This window comes from Kitasatospora sp. NPDC033851, assembly GCF_055576085.1.
This window is the reverse complement of sequence record NZ_JBVIRL010000003.1, coordinates 425054-438714: the sequence shown is the minus strand read 5'-3', so window position 1 is coordinate 438714 and position 13661 is coordinate 425054. Positions and strand designations below refer to the sequence as shown.

The following is a 13661-nucleotide window of genomic DNA, read 5'->3' as shown; positions in this document are numbered from 1 at the left end:
GTCTCTCCGTTCGTGGTTGACGAAAGCTTCCCCGCTCACGCGGGCACCGCGGCGCCGGACGCGCGGCCGTGCCGGTCCCGCAGGGTCGCGACCGCCCGTCCGGGATCCTCCTGCGCGAGGTCGCGGTCCGGCGCGAAGGCGGCCGCCACGCCCATCCGCATGGCGCTCACCTCCACCGCCAGGCTGCGACCACCCTCCCCACAACGGCAAGCTTTGTTGCCACCCCAGCAAACCGAAACACCCGGCGCCGAAGAGCGCCCCGCTCAGCCGCCGGTCCGCCGCCAGTACGAGCGGGCGGCCAGCGCCAGCGCCACTCCGTACCCGGCGAAGGCGCAGATCCCCACCCACGCCACCTGCAGCGCCTGCTCGGGCGTGGCCAGTTCGCCCTGCCGGATGCCGATCACCCCCGTACCGCACAGCGCCAGATAGCCGAGGCCGACCAGCCCGTACGGCGCCAGCGTCGCCGCGCCCAGCAGCGCCGGGGTGAGCGGCAGCCAGCGCGGGACGCGGCGGCCGCGCAGCGGAAGCGTCCAGCGCGGGAAGACCTGCCCCCACGGCCGCACCAGCCCCCACAGCAGGAACACCCCGATCGCCGCCAGCAGCACCGTGCCGTCCAGCCCCCAGGACTCCAGCGCCAGCCAGAGCCCGGAGGAGCCGTTGCGCACGTACCCGGCGTACATCTCGGCGCCGCTGACCCCCGCGAAAGTGCCGCCGAGCGCCCAGATCAGCTTCATCACCACGTACGGCACGAAGGCCAGGGTCCCCGCCCAGGCCGCGAGTTGGACGGTCGCGGGAGCCGCCGACGGGGCCGGTGCCGTCCTCCGCACGGCACCGTCGGGCCGCCGGGTACGGGCGGTGCGGGCCAGCAGCAGCGCCCCGGACGCCGCCAGCGCGCGGTGCACCGTGTCCGGGACACTGTCCACGCCCTGCCCGAACAGCAGCGTCACCACGTCCATCAGCAGGCTGAAGGCCGCCACCGCGGCCAGCCCGCACAACAGCCACAGCAGCCGCCTGAGCCCCGCCGACGGCCGCAGCCGCACCACCGCCACCCCCGCCGCGAGCGCCGCCACCCCGACCCCGGCGACTACCCACCCCAGTCCGCGCACACCGAGCAGCGCCGTCCCGGTCAGCGCACACCCCAGTCCGTAGCCCGCGTAGCCGACGCCCCAGGCCGCGACCGCCCATCCGTCATTCCTCGTCATGCCGACAGGCTCGCCCGCACCACCGGGCCCGGGCCTCCCCCCGCACGGGGATCCGGCTCCCCCGCCGGAGGGATCCCGGCGGGGACGAGAGCGCGACGCCCTTGCTTTGGAGCGCACTCCAACTCCTAGCCTCCGAGGCACCACTGACGCACCACCGACCCACCACCAGGGGGAGCACGACCACGCGCTACCGCGTCCTCGGCGGCACCGGCATCGAGGTGAGTGCCCACTGCCTCGGCACCATGATGTTCGGCCACATCGGCAACCCCGACCACGACGACTGCGCCCGGATCATCGACACCGCGATCGACCGGGGCATCAACTTCATCGACACCGCCGACATCTACTCGGCGGGCGAGTCCGAGGAGATCGTCGGCAAGGCGCTGGCCGCGCGCGGCGACCGCGACGAGATCGTGCTCGCCACCAAGGCGCACTTCCCGATGGGCGAGGGCCGCAACCGGGGCGGCAACTCGCGGCGCTGGATCGTCCGCGAGGTCGAGGAGAGCCTGCGCCGGCTGCGCACCGACTGGATCGACCTCTACCAGATCCACCGGCCGGACCACACCACCGACATCGAGGAGACCCTGTCCGTCCTGGGCGACCTCGTCCGGGCCGGCAAGATCCGCGCCTTCGGCTGCTCGACCTTCCCCGCCGAGCAGTTGGTGGACGCCCACCACATCGCCGAGCGCCGCGCCCTGCCGCGCTTCCGCACCGAGCAGCCGCCGTACTCGCTGCTCGCCCGAGGCGTCGAGCGCGACGTGCTGCCGGTGGTCCAGCGGCTCGGCATGGGCGCGCTGACCTGGGGCCCGCTCGCCGGCGGCTTCCTCACCGGCCGCTACCGCCAGGGCCGCCCGGTGGACCTCACCCAGGGCCGCGCCGCCATCAACCCGGGCCGCTTCGACCCGGCGCTGCCCACCACGGCCGCCAAGCTGGAAGCCGTCGAGGCCTTCACCGCCCTCGCCGAGGAGCTCGGCCGCACCCTGCCCGAGCTGGCCCTCGCCTTCCCCGCGGCCCACCCGGCGGTCACCTCGGTGATCATCGGCCCGCGCACCATGGAGCAGCTCGAATCCGCGCTCAAGGCCGCCGACCTGGTCCTGGACGACGCCACCCTCGACCGCATCGACGCCATCGTCCCGCCCGGCACCGACCTCTACCAGGCCGACGGCGCCTGGCAGGCCCCGTCCCTCACCACCCCCGCCCTCCGCCGCCGCCCCGCCCCCGACCGCCCGGCCGCCTGACCCGTCCCCGCGCCGCTCCGGCCCGCCCGGCCCGCCCGGCCCTCGCGGCCGGGCGGGTGAGCGGGGTCCGGCGCTATCCCCTCGGGGCGGCGAAGCAGTGGACGGTGACCGTACGGCCGGAGGGCCACTGCTGGTCGGCGCTGCCGAGGTGGGCCCAGCCGAGACGGCGGTAGAGGGCGACGGCCGCGGTGTCGGTGGCCAGGACGTCGAGGACCGGGTGCAGGCCGAGCGCCCGCGCGTGCGTCACGGCGCAGGCGAGGAGGCGGGCGCCGATGTGGTGGCCGCGCGCCCCGGGGGCGACATAGAGGCGGCCGATGACGGCGGTGAGCTCCGGGCGGCCCCCGGTGCGGTGGCTCCACCGGGCGGGGGCGAGGTCGCCCGGGGCGCTGCGGGCGAGGCCGACGTGGCCGGCGAGCCGGCCGTCCGACTCGGCGATCCAGGCGGCGAGCAGGCCGTCCGGGGTGAGCCAGGAGGCGGGGCGGTCGGGCCAGTCGGCGGGGTAGCCGTCGGCGCTGTGGACGTCGCCCAGCACCCGGACGCAGTCGGCCAGGTCGTCACCGCGGCGCGGTCGGACCAGCACCCCCGCCCCGGTCTGCCGTGAGCCGGACGCGACGACGTCGGCGCGTTCTTCAAGGTCTGCCATGCCGGTACGTTACCGGCCGGCCTTCACCGTCGCAGCAGGTCGACGACCCCGGTCAGGTCCTCCTCGCCGCTGCCGACCTCCAACCGCCGCTCCATCAACCGGAAGTACGGCTCCAACAGTTCGGCACTCACCCCCTGCTCCTCGGCGGTGCGCAGCAGCGTGCCCTTGCCCGCCACCTGCATCGCCAGACTGGACACCACGCCCTTGGTGTAGTCGCCGCTCTCCAGCTGCACCGCGGTGCCGGCGATGGTCCGGGTCATCGCGGTGACGTAGTCGCCGAGCAGCGGCGCGAGGTCGCCCGGCGCGACGGCTTCGCCGCGGAACAGCGCGAAGGCGTGCGCGACCCCGGCGAACATGCCGTACATCGCACTGAGCAGCGCCACGTCGTGCAGGGCCGCGTACCCGGCGTCCTCGCCCACGTACCGGGTGCCGGCGGGCGCGGCGAGGGCCGCCCGGTGCTCCTCGAACAGCTCCGACGAGCCGCTGTAGAAGACGTACGGCCCGGCCGCCGGGACGCCGATCATCGGCGGGACGGCCATGATCCCGCCGTCCAGGTAGCGGGCACCGTGCCGTGCGGCCCAGGCGGCGCGGGTGCGGGCCTGCCCGGGGGTGCTGGTGACCAGGTTGACCAGGTCCTTGCCGGCCAGGTCGACGCCGGCCAGCGCCTCGTCCACGGACGCGTCGTCGAGCAGGCAGACGACGACCAGGCGGTTCGCCGCGACCGCCTCGGCGGCGGTGGAGGCGACCGTGGCACCGCGGCCGACGAGCGCGTCGGCGCGGGCGGCGGTGCGGTTCCAGACGGTCAGCGGATGCCCGGCGGTGAGCCAGGCGTCGGCCAGTGCGGTGCCCATGGCACCGAGGCCGAGCAGGGTGAGCGGGGTCCTGACCGCGTGCTCGGACGGATTCTCGGGGGCGGTCTCGGGAGCGTTCTCAAGGAGCTCGTTCGTCATGGGAGTCAGCCTCCGCGCCGCCCCCGGGAACGATCAAGTACGCACTTCGAAGTGGGTGGTTACCCTGAAGTGAGCATCCAGGTCGAGGGGTTCGGAAGGGGTGGGCATGGCGACCGTGCCGAGGCCGGGGGCGTACATCTGTGGGACGGACGCCGCGATGGACGTGATCGGCGGCAAGTGGAAGGTGTCGATCCTCTGGGCCCTGGGCGAACGCCCGAGCTGCCGCTTCGGCGAGCTGCGCCGGCTGCTGCCGGGGATCACCGAGAAGGTGCTGGCCGCGCACCTGCGCGAGATGGAGGCGCACGGCATCGTGCACCGGGAGGCGTACGACGAGGTGCCGCCCCGGGTCGAGTACACGCTGACCGAGGCGGGGCGCCGCCTCAACACGGCGCTGGGGCCGCTGGGGGACTGGGGACGGGAGCACGTCCTGGGCCGGGCGCCGTACCCGGCCTGACCTGCCCCGCGCCTTCCGTCCCGCGTTTTCCCGTTCGGTGTTTTCCCGTTCCGCTACGCGATCGCGGCCGACACCACCGCCGCCACCGCGATGTTGCAGCTGGCCGACACCCACACCGCCGGGTGCGGCTCCGGCTCGACCAGGACGGCGCCGAGCTTGCCGGGCGTCAGCAGGTCCACCAGCCAGAACGCGAGGGCCATCAGCACCAGCCCGAGCAGGCCGTAACAGGCCGTCGAGACCAGACCCTTGGCGAAGTCGGCGTAGGTGTACATGATCGCGGTGAAGACGATGCCGCCGATGCCGAGCAGCGCGGAGCTGAGCAGGACCGCGGCGTTGTGGTTGCGTTCGACCCAGATCTGGTGGCCGAGCTTGCCGGGCGTCAGCAGGTCCACCAGGCCGACGCCGAGGAGCAGCAGCACCACCCCGAGGGCGCCGTAGGCCGCCGCCGCGCCGAGCCCGTGCAGGATGTCGTTCATCGTGGTTCCAGCCCCCGGTCCGCCCTCGCCGTACGCCCCGACCGGCTGGTCAGAGCCCCTGACCGGCCTGGTCAAGGGTTGGCAAAAGATACCCCACACGGGTGAGAGGCGGACCGGGGATCCGGAAAGCGGGACGGGTCAGTCCTCCTCGTGCACCAGGTGGTCGACGCAGGCCGCGATGGCCAGCAGCAGGCCGGTGTCCGCGCCGTCGGCGATCTCCACCCCGTAGGTGTCCCGGATCCGGAACCACTTGCGGCTGATCCGGGCCAGCTCGTCGCCGTGGTCGTTCTCGACCCGGTAGTCCTTGTCGATCAGGTTGCCGTGGATCTTCAGCTCGCCGCCGGAAGCCAGGTCCACCAGGTACTTGTCGCGGAACGGGGTGAACAGCTTCTCCCGGACGGTCGCGATCACCTCGCCCTCGGCGTCCTCGATCTTCATCGCGTCGCGGACGGTGAGCATCTTCTCCTTCACCACCGCGACCACCCGGCCGTGCGCGTCCTTCAGCTCGAAGGTGTGCCGCAGCCGCAGCACCTTGCCGTCCACCAGGTACGCCTTGTGGCCCTGGTCGTCCTCGATCCAGTAGTCGTCGCCGACCGCGAACAGCTTCTCCCTGACCAGATACCGCACCGCGGAACCTCCTCCGTGTTGACGTCGGCCCCATTCGACCCTGTTCCCCCGCCCGCCGAAAAGCACCGCCACGAAGCACCCGCCGGAAACCCCGTCGCACGGCGGCATCCGGTCGCGTTCAATACCGCCATGCACCCCGACCCCACCGCCGTCCCGTTGCACAGCGAGCGCCTCGACCTGCTGCCGATCGCCCCGGAGCACGCCGAGGAACTGGCGGCCGCACTCGCCGACCCGGCCCTGCACGCCTTCACCGGCGGCCGCCCGGCCACCGCGGAGGAGATGCACGCCCGCTGCGCCCGGCTCGCCGCCGGCTCCCCCGACCCGGCCGAGCAGTGGGGCAACTGGGTCCTGCGGCTGCGCGCCGACGGCGCCCTCCTCGGCTACGTGCAGGCCACCGTCCGCCCCGACGAAGCCGAACTCGCCTGGGTGGTCGGCACCCCCTGGCAGCGCCGCGGCCTGGCCACCGAGGCCACCCGCGCTCTGCTCGACCACCTCACCGCCGCCGGCGTCACCACCGCCGTCGCCCACATCCACCCCGACCACCACGCCTCCGCCAGGGTCGCAACCGCCCTCGGCCTGCACCCCACCGCCCGCACCCAGGACGGCGAAACCCGCTGGCAGGCCGACCTCACCCGCCGGTGAGGTTGTGACGCAGGGGTCCGCCCGCTCCGGAATGCGGGCAGGTGCGATGCGGTTTGATGGGGTTATGGCATCTCGTGCACGTGTACGCGCCCCCGAGCTGGTCGGGGCAGGCGGTTGGTTGAACACCGGCGGCAAGGAGCTCACGCTCGCCGACTTCCGGGGCAAGATCACCGTCCTGGACTTCTGGACCTTCTGCTGCATCAACTGTCTCCATGTCCTGGACGAGCTGCGGGAGTTGGAGGAGAAGCACCGCGACACGGTGGTGATCGTCGGGGTGCACTCGCCGAAGTTCGTGCACGAGGCCGACCATCAGGCCGTGGTGGACGCCGTCGCCCGGTACGAGGTGCACCACCCGGTGCTGGACGATCCGGCGCTGGCCACCTGGAAGCAGTACGCGGTGCGGGCCTGGCCGACGCTGGTGGTGATCGACCCGGAGGGGTACGTGGTCGCCCAGCACGCCGGTGAGGGGCACGCCCACGCGATCGCCCGCCTGGTCGAGGAGCTGGAGGCCGAGCACGCCGCGAAGGGCACGCTGCGCCGTGGCGACGGCCCGTACGTGGCGCCGGAGCCGACCGCGGGGGATCTCAGGTTCCCCGGCAAGGCGGTGCGGCTGCCGAACGGGCACTTCCTGGTCGCCGACTCCGGCCATCACTCGCTGGTGGAGCTGGCCGAGGACGGCGAGACGGTGGTGCGCCGGATCGGCGACGGGCAGCGGGGCCTGGTGGACGGCAGCAGCCCCCGGTTCAGCGAGCCGCAGGGCTTGGCGCTGCTGCCGGAGGGCTCGGAGTACGACGTGGTCGTGGCCGACACCGTCAACCACGCCCTGCGCGGCCTGCGGCTGGCCGACGGCAGTGTGACCACGCTGGCCGGCACCGGCCGCCAGTGGTGGCAGGGCTCGCCCACCGAGGGCCCGGCCCGCGAGGTGGACCTCTCCTCGCCGTGGGACGTCGCCTGGTTCGACGGCCGGGTGTGGATCGCGATGGCGGGCGTGCACCAGCTGTGGGCGTACGACCCGGCGGCCGGCGAGGTCGGCGTCGCGGCCGGCACCACCAACGAGGGTCTGGTGGACGGGCCCGTCGCCGAGGCCTGGTTCGCCCAGCCGTCCGGCCTCGCGGTCTCCGCGGACGGCGAGCGGCTCTGGGTCGCCGACTCCGAGACCTCGGCGCTGCGTTCGGTTTCACGTGAAACCAAGACGGTCCAAACCGCCGTCGGCACCGGCCTGTTCGACTTCGGCCACCGCGACGGCGCGGCCGACCAGGCCCTGCTCCAGCACCCGCTGGGCGTCACCGTGCTGCCGGACGGCTCGGTGGCCGTCAGCGACACCTACAACCACGCGCTGCGCCGCTACGACCCGGCGACCGGCGAGGTCAGCACGCTGGCCACCGACCTGCGCGAGCCCTCCGGGGCGGTGCTGGTGGACGGCGACATCGTGGTGGTCGAGTCGGCCCGGCACCGGCTGACCAGGCTGCGGCTGCCGGAGGAGGCGGTGCGGGTCGAGTCGGTGGCGCACCGCACCCAGCGCGCGGCCACCGAGGTCGCGCCGGGCGCCTTCCGGCTGGACGTGGTCTTCTCGGCGCCGAGCGGCCAGAAGCTGGACGAGCGTTACGGCCCGTCCACCCGGCTGCTGGTCAGCGCGACCCCGCCGGAGCTGCTGGTCTCCGGTGGGGGCGCGGACAGCGACCTCTCCCGGGAGCTGGTGCTCTCCGACGAGGTCGCCGAGGGCGTGCTGCACGTCTCGGCGATGGCGGCCTCCTGCGACGACGACCCGGAGATCGAGTACCCGGCCTGCCACGTGCACCAGCAGGACTGGGGCGTGCCGGTGAAGCTGGTCGCCGGCGGTGCCCGCCGCCTCCCGCTGGTCCTGGCCGGGATGGAGTAGCCCCCGGACGACACGGGGCCCGGACGACCGGACGACACGGGGCCCGGCTCGCAAGCCGGGCCCCTGTCGTACCGGAGGTGCTCAGCCCTCCAGGAAGGCCTTGATCGCGCTCGCCAGCAGGTACGGGTCCTCCGCGCCGCACAGCTCGCGCGCCGAGTGCATGGAGAGCGCCGCGATGCCGCAGTCCACGGTCTTGATGCCCAGGCGCGCCGCCGTGATCGGGCCGATCGTCGTTCCGCAGGGCATCGCGTTGTTGGAGACGAAGGTCTGCCACGGCACGCCCGCCTTCTCGCAGGCGGCCGCGAACACCGCCCGGCCGACGCCGTCGGTCGCGTAGCGGTTGTTGACGTTGACCTTGAGGATCGGCCCACCGTTGGGCATCGGGTGGTGGCCCGGCTCGTGCCGCTCGCTGTAGTTCGGGTGGACGGCGTGGCCCATGTCCGAGGAGAGGCAGACGGTGCCGGCGAGCGCCCGGACGCGGTCTTCCGGGGTGCCGCCGCGGGCGTGGATCGTGCGGTCCAGGACGTTGCCGAGCAGCGGGCTCTGCGCGCCGGTGTCGGACTCGCTGCCGGTCTCCTCGTGGTCGAAGGCGGCCATGACCGGGATGTACGGCAGCTCGGCGGCGCCGTCGGCCGTGGCGACGGCGGCGAGCGCGGCGGTGGCGGCGTGCACCGAGAGCAGGTTGTCCAGGCGCGGGCCGGCCAGCAGTTCGCGGTCGCGGCCCAGGTAGGAGGCGGGCTGGACGTCGTGCGTCATGAGGTCCCAACCGACCACGTCGGCGGCGGCCAGGCCGGCCCGCTCGGCGACGTAGGAGATCAGGGAGCCCTCGTCGACCGGGCCGAGGCCCCAGATCGGGGTGAGGTGGCGCTGCTTGTCGAGCTTCATGCCCTCGTTGACCTGGCGGTCCAGGTGGATGGCGAGCTGCGGCACGCGCAGCAGCGGCTCGTCCAACTGGACGAGCCGGGCGGTGCCGTCCTTGAGCGCGAGTCTGCCGGAGATGCCGAGGTCCCGGTCCAGCCAGGTGTTCAGCGGGACGCCGCCGTAGATCTCCACGGCGACCTGCCGCCAGCCGGCCGAGCCGGTGTCAGGCAGCGGCTTGACCCGCAGGTTGGGCGAGTCGGTGTGGGTGCCGACGATCCGGAACGGGGTCTCGGGGCCCGTCCCTTCCGGCAGGTACCAGGCGATCAGTGCGCCGCCGCGGATCAGGTACCGCCCGCCGGCGGCGCCGTCCCAGGCGTCCGTCTCGGCGACCTGCCGGAAGCCCGCCTTCTCCAGCCGCTCCGCGGCGCTCGCGACCGCGTGGTACGGGGACGGCGAGGTGCCGAGGAACGCGATCAGATCGTCGCTGTGCGTCCGGTCGAAAAAAGCCTGGCGGGCGGCGGTCGACATACTGCTCCTGGGTTGAGGGAGGGCCGAAGCCGGATGGGGAGTCGACTTCGCACGTTGAGCATATGCCCGTACACGGACAGGGCATTCGGAAGCTCTCAACCCGGACACAACCGTGAACGACCCGCAACACGCGCCGCCCGCCGGGCGGATACTCCCTGGTCGCGTACGGTCAGCAGGCCGTGAAGCCGACGGCCACCGGGGAGAGCACCGCAGCAAAGCACCGCGGAAGAGCACGGAGGAAGAGCACGGAGGAAAGCACCGGCGAAAAGCGCCCGGGGAAAGCGCCCGGGAAAAGGGCCGGGACACACCGAAGGGCCCGGTGGCAGCCGGGCCCTTCGGTGTGAGGGTTTTCGTCAGGCAGTCAGAAGGTGCAGGAAGGCCTTAGAAGGCCTCCTCCGCCAGCTCCATGATCTCGTTGTCGATGCCCTCGGCGATCACGCGCTGCGGCGTGACGGTCGGCAGGACGTTCTTGGCGAAGAAGCGGGCCGCCGCGACCTTGCCCTGGTAGAAGGGGATGTCCTTCTCCGAGGCGCCGGCCTCCAGCTTGGCGAGGGCCACCACGGCCTGGCGCAGCAGCAGCCAGCCGACGACGACGTCGCCGGAGACCATCAGCAGGCGGGTGGTGTTGAGGCCCACCTTGTACATGTTCTTGACGTCCTGCTCGACCGAGGTCAGGTCGGCGAGCAGCTTGCCGACGATGGCCTCCAGGTCGCCCGCGGCCTTGGCGAGCAGCTCGCGCTCGGCGGCCAGGGCGTCGCCGCCGGCGGCGGAGCCGAGGAACTTCTGGATCTGCTCGGACAGCGCGGTGAGCGCCTGGCCGCCGTCCTTGACGATCTTGCGGAAGAAGAAGTCCTGGCCCTGGATGGCGGTGGTGCCCTCGTACAGGGTGTCGATCTTGGCGTCGCGGATGTACTGCTCGATCGGGTACTCCTGCAGGTAGCCGGAGCCACCGAAGGTCTGCAGGGACTGGGCGAGCTGCTCGTAGGACTTCTCCGAGCCGTAGCCCTTGACGATCGGCAGGAGCAGGTCGTTCAGGCGCTCGGCGGCCTCGTCCTGCTCGCCGCGCAGCTTGGCCGCCATCATGTCGTCCTGGGTGGACGCGGTGAACAGGACCAGCGCGCGCATGCCCTCGGCGTAGGCCTTCTGGGTGAGCAGCGAGCGGCGCACGTCCGGGTGGTGGGTGATGGTGACGCGCGGGGCGGTCTTGTCCAGGAACTGCGAGATGTCGGCGCCCTGCACGCGCTCCTTGGCGTACTCCAGCGCGTTCAGGTAGCCGGTGGAGAGGGTGGCGATGGCCTTCGTGCCGACCATCATGCGGGCGAACTCGATGATCTTGAACATCTGGCGGATGCCGTCGACCTTGTCGCCGAGCAGCCAGCCCTTGGCCGGGTGCTTGGCGCCGAAGGTCATCTCGCAGGTGTTCGAGGCCTTGAGGCCCATCTTGTGCTCGACGTTGGTGGCGTAGACGCCGTTGCGCTCGCCGAGCTCGCCGGTCTCCCAGTCGAAGTCGAACTTCGGGACGATGAAGAGGCCCAGGCCCTTGGTGCCCGGCTTACCGCCCTCGGGGCGGGCCAGCACCATGTGGATGATGTTCTCGGACATGTCGTGCTCGCCCGAGGTGATGAAGCGCTTCACACCCTCGATGTGCCAGGAGCCGTCCTCCTGCTGGATCGCCTTGGTGCGGCCGGCGCCCACGTCGGAGCCCGCGTCGGGCTCGGTGAGGACCATGGTGGAGCCCCACAGGCGGTCGGTCATCCGCTTGGCGACCTCGAGCTGCGCCTCGGTGCCCTCCTCGGCGATGACGCCGGCGAAGGCCGGGCCGGAGGAGTACATCCAGATGGCCGGGTTCGAGCCGAGGATCTGCTCGGCGAAGGCCCAGATCAGCGAGTTCGGGGTGACCTGGCCGCCGATCGACTCCGGGATGCCCAGGCGCCACCACTCGGCGTCCATGAAGGTCTGGTAGCTCTTCTTGAACGCGGCCGGGATCGGCGCGGTGTTGGTCTCCGGGTCGAAGACCGGCGGGTTGCGGTCGGTGTCGGTGAAGGACGCGGCGAGGTCGTTCTCGGCCAGGCGCGAGATCTCGCTGAGGATGTTCTTCGCGGTCTCGACGTCCATGTCCGCGAACGGTCCGGTGCCGTAGACCTGCTCGCGGCCGAACACCTCGAAGAGGTTGAACTCCACGTCACGCAGGTTGGACTTGTAGTGACCCATGGCCGTTTTCTCCGGTTCGTCGCTTCCGGGAGACCGCCGCGTTCCGGCGTCCCGTACCCACCAGTAGGCATCATGATGCTACCCAGCGGTAACTTGGGCAAGCCCTCGACGGTGAATCCGCTATGAACGTGGTCACGTCCCACAGTCCCGGCGACCACTCCTTGTCAGGATCGGCGCCAGCGCGGGCGGGTGCGCTCCCGCTAGCCTGTCCGTGTGTACGGATATGACCAGAACGCATACCCGGGCGACCCCTACCAGCAGCAGGCGGGACCGCAGCCGGGCATGAACGGCATGCCCGGACCGGACGCCTACGGCGCGCAGGCACAGACGGACCAGCAGTCGCTCTACCCCGAACCCTCCCCGCCCTCGCTGGCGGACGCGGTCCGGGCCTTCACCACCGGCTCGATGGCGGTCGAGGACTTCCAGGCGATCTTCATCACCTCGAAGGTGCACTGCCCGCGCGGCGAACGCCCCGGCTTCCTCGCACTGCACAACACCCCGACGCCGGTGATCCCGATGTTCAGCTCGCTGAAGGAGCTGCGCCGCTACGCCGGCAAGGACTCCAAGCACTTCACCGTCACCGGCGCCGAGGTCCTGGACCTGCTGCCGACCGGCTACGGCTTCGCGCTGGACATGGAGGGCGAGCACCGGATGGTGTTCGACGCCAAGGCCGTCGAGCAGATGGTCGACTTCACCATGCGCCGGATGTACGGCTAGTCCACCCTGTAAGGAAGAGGAGCCCGCGCTCCTCCGTCCCTACATAGTTCAATTTTCAACTTGCTTGTTGTTGAGGATTGAACTAACCTCGTGCACGTAGGCCGAAGAACCCCCCTCGAAGGAGGCCGACATGCCCGCCGTGACCGTCGACAACCCGCTGACCCTTCCCCGCGTCACCACGCCGGACGCTGCCGTCACGAGCGCCCGCCCGGTCCGCACCGTGGTCACCGCCCCCGAGGGCTTCGAGGGCGAGGGCTTCCCCGTCCGCCGCGCCTTCGCCAAGATCGACACCAAGTACCTCGACCCGTTCATCATGATGGATCAGATGGGCGAGGTGGACTACGCGGCCGGCGAGCCCAAGGGCACCCCCTGGCACCCGCACCGCGGCTTCGAGACCGTCACCTACATCATCGACGGAACCTTCGTGCACCAGGACTCGCACGGCGGCGGCGGCGTCATCACCGACGGCGACACCCAGTGGATGACGGCCGGCTCCGGCCTGCTGCACATCGAGACCCCGCCGGAGTCGCTGGTGATGTCCGGCGGCCTCTTCCACGGCCTCCAGCTGTGGGTGAACCTGCCCGCCTCGGACAAGATGATCGCCCCGAAGTACCAGGACATCCGCGGCGGCAGCGTCAAGCTCCTCAGCACCGAGGACGGCGGCGCCCTGCTCCGGGTGATCGCCGGCGAGCTCGACGGCCACCAGGGACCCGGTGCCACCCACACGCCGATCACCATGATCCACGCCTCGGTGAGCCCCGGCGCCCAGGTCACCCTGCCCTGGCGCTCCGACTTCAACGCCCTCGCCTACGGCCTGGCGGGCAAGGGCTCGGCCGGCCAGGAGCGGCGCCCGTTCCACAGGGGCCAGGCGGTCCTGTTCGGCGACGGCGACTCGATCACCCTGCGCGCCGACGAGAACCAGGACTCCCGCAACCCCAACTTCGAGGTCGTACTGCTCGGCGGCCTGCCGATCCGCGAGCCGGTCGCCTGGTACGGACCGTTCGTGATGAACAGCCACCGCGAACTCCAGCAGGCCATGGAGGACTTCCAGGCCGGCCGCCTCGGCACCGTCCCGGCCTCCGGCAGGTAAGGCGGACAGGTCCGGGCACCGACCCGGAGGGGGGGGGCGCCCGGGGCACCAGCGGGCCCCCCCCCCGTAATGCCGTGGGGGGGACCCCCCCCTCATCCCGTGGGGGGTCCCCCCCGGGGTTGCGGTGGGCTGGGCCCGCCGGG

Annotated in this window: 14 protein-coding genes; 6 read left to right on the top strand and 8 right to left on the bottom strand. The window is 72.1% G+C overall.

The window, feature by feature from the left end; all coding sequences use genetic code 11:
- Positions 1-35: 35 nt before the first annotated feature.
- Together ACZ51D_RS08780 and ACZ51D_RS08775 are read right to left on the bottom strand one after the other, a co-directional pair.
- A complete protein-coding gene (locus ACZ51D_RS08780; protein ID WP_465661682.1) occupies positions 36-170 on the bottom strand; it encodes a hypothetical protein in 135 nt (44 codons plus the stop codon).
- Between the two features lie 93 nt (positions 171-263).
- Positions 264-1202, bottom strand: coding sequence for a hypothetical protein (locus ACZ51D_RS08775; RefSeq protein ID WP_465615689.1), 939 nt, complete (start codon positions 1200-1202; stop codon positions 264-266).
- Positions 1203-1444: 242 nt separating this feature from the next.
- Here ACZ51D_RS08775 and ACZ51D_RS08770 point away from each other — a divergent pair, with 242 nt between their 5' ends.
- Entirely contained in the window at positions 1445-2440 is a 996-nt protein-coding gene (locus ACZ51D_RS08770; protein WP_465615873.1) for an aldo/keto reductase, read from the top strand.
- 73 nt (positions 2441-2513) lie between these two features.
- Here the strand turns inward: ACZ51D_RS08770 and ACZ51D_RS08765 are convergent, their stop codons facing one another.
- Together ACZ51D_RS08765 and ACZ51D_RS08760 are read right to left on the bottom strand one after the other, a co-directional pair.
- Positions 2514-3083 carry a GNAT family N-acetyltransferase gene (locus tag ACZ51D_RS08765; RefSeq protein WP_465615687.1) on the bottom strand — a complete coding sequence of 190 codons (570 nt, stop codon included), beginning with the start codon at positions 3081-3083 and terminating at the stop codon, positions 2514-2516.
- A gap of 23 nt (positions 3084-3106) precedes the next feature.
- Entirely contained in the window at positions 3107-4033 is a 927-nt protein-coding gene (locus ACZ51D_RS08760; protein WP_465615685.1) for an NAD(P)-dependent oxidoreductase, read from the bottom strand.
- A 106-nt stretch (positions 4034-4139) separates the two neighbouring features.
- On the opposite strand from ACZ51D_RS08760, the gene ACZ51D_RS08755 reads away from it, so the two are divergent.
- Complete coding sequence (locus ACZ51D_RS08755; RefSeq protein ID WP_360497923.1) at positions 4140-4487, top strand: winged helix-turn-helix transcriptional regulator; 348 nt, start codon at positions 4140-4142, stop codon at positions 4485-4487.
- A 53-nt stretch (positions 4488-4540) separates the two neighbouring features.
- Here ACZ51D_RS08755 and ACZ51D_RS08750 read toward each other — a convergent pair whose 3' ends face one another.
- Both ACZ51D_RS08750 and ACZ51D_RS08745 read right to left on the bottom strand, forming a co-directional pair.
- A complete protein-coding gene (locus tag ACZ51D_RS08750; RefSeq protein ID WP_360497925.1) occupies positions 4541-4963 on the bottom strand; it encodes a DUF350 domain-containing protein in 423 nt (140 codons plus the stop codon).
- A gap of 138 nt (positions 4964-5101) precedes the next feature.
- The gene (locus tag ACZ51D_RS08745; protein WP_360497927.1) at positions 5102-5590 is read right to left on the bottom strand and encodes an LURP-one-related/scramblase family protein; all 489 of its coding nucleotides are present in this window, start codon (positions 5588-5590) and stop codon (positions 5102-5104) included.
- 129 nt (positions 5591-5719) lie between these two features.
- On the opposite strand from ACZ51D_RS08745, the gene ACZ51D_RS08740 reads away from it, so the two are divergent.
- Entirely contained in the window at positions 5720-6232 is a 513-nt protein-coding gene (locus ACZ51D_RS08740; RefSeq protein WP_465661680.1) for a GNAT family N-acetyltransferase, read from the top strand.
- Between the two features lie 64 nt (positions 6233-6296).
- Positions 6297-8111 (top strand): NHL domain-containing thioredoxin family protein, encoded by a 1815-nt coding sequence (locus tag ACZ51D_RS08735; RefSeq protein ID WP_465615681.1) that lies wholly within the window; start codon positions 6297-6299, stop codon positions 8109-8111.
- A gap of 81 nt (positions 8112-8192) precedes the next feature.
- Here ACZ51D_RS08735 and ACZ51D_RS08730 read toward each other — a convergent pair whose 3' ends face one another.
- Both ACZ51D_RS08730 and ACZ51D_RS08725 read right to left on the bottom strand, forming a co-directional pair.
- Positions 8193-9500 (bottom strand): M18 family aminopeptidase, encoded by a 1308-nt coding sequence (locus ACZ51D_RS08730; protein ID WP_360497933.1) that lies wholly within the window; start codon positions 9498-9500, stop codon positions 8193-8195.
- A gap of 381 nt (positions 9501-9881) precedes the next feature.
- Complete coding sequence (locus tag ACZ51D_RS08725; RefSeq protein ID WP_465661677.1) at positions 9882-11711, bottom strand: acyl-CoA dehydrogenase; 1830 nt, start codon at positions 11709-11711, stop codon at positions 9882-9884.
- Between the two features lie 213 nt (positions 11712-11924).
- Between ACZ51D_RS08725 and ACZ51D_RS08720 the strand changes: the two genes are divergently transcribed.
- Together ACZ51D_RS08720 and ACZ51D_RS08715 are read left to right on the top strand one after the other, a co-directional pair.
- Complete coding sequence (locus tag ACZ51D_RS08720) at positions 11925-12428, top strand: SseB family protein (RefSeq protein WP_396288965.1); 504 nt, start codon at positions 11925-11927, stop codon at positions 12426-12428.
- A 130-nt stretch (positions 12429-12558) separates the two neighbouring features.
- Positions 12559-13518, top strand: a complete 960-nt coding sequence (locus ACZ51D_RS08715; RefSeq protein ID WP_360497937.1) for a pirin family protein — start codon at positions 12559-12561, stop codon at positions 13516-13518.
- Positions 13519-13661: the final 143 nt, after the last annotated feature.

Coding starts and splice junctions, on each gene's coding strand:
- ACZ51D_RS08760 (WP_465615685.1), bottom strand. CDS start 4,033: ATGACGAACGAGCTCCTTGAGAACGCTCCCGAGACCGCCCCCGAGAAT.
- ACZ51D_RS08765 (WP_465615687.1), bottom strand. CDS start 3,083: ATGGCAGACCTTGAAGAACGCGCCGACGTCGTCGCGTCCGGCTCACGG.
- ACZ51D_RS08730 (WP_360497933.1), bottom strand. CDS start 9,500: ATGTCGACCGCCGCCCGCCAGGCTTTTTTCGACCGGACGCACAGCGAC.
- ACZ51D_RS08775 (WP_465615689.1), bottom strand. CDS start 1,202: ATGACGAGGAATGACGGATGGGCGGTCGCGGCCTGGGGCGTCGGCTAC.
- ACZ51D_RS08770 (WP_465615873.1), top strand. CDS start 1,445: ATGATGTTCGGCCACATCGGCAACCCCGACCACGACGACTGCGCCCGG.
- ACZ51D_RS08735 (WP_465615681.1), top strand. CDS start 6,297: ATGGCATCTCGTGCACGTGTACGCGCCCCCGAGCTGGTCGGGGCAGGC.
- ACZ51D_RS08715 (WP_360497937.1), top strand. CDS start 12,559: ATGCCCGCCGTGACCGTCGACAACCCGCTGACCCTTCCCCGCGTCACC.
- ACZ51D_RS08750 (WP_360497925.1), bottom strand. CDS start 4,963: ATGAACGACATCCTGCACGGGCTCGGCGCGGCGGCGGCCTACGGCGCC.
- ACZ51D_RS08740 (WP_465661680.1), top strand. CDS start 5,720: ATGCACCCCGACCCCACCGCCGTCCCGTTGCACAGCGAGCGCCTCGAC.
- ACZ51D_RS08755 (WP_360497923.1), top strand. CDS start 4,140: ATGGCGACCGTGCCGAGGCCGGGGGCGTACATCTGTGGGACGGACGCC.
- ACZ51D_RS08725 (WP_465661677.1), bottom strand. CDS start 11,711: ATGGGTCACTACAAGTCCAACCTGCGTGACGTGGAGTTCAACCTCTTC.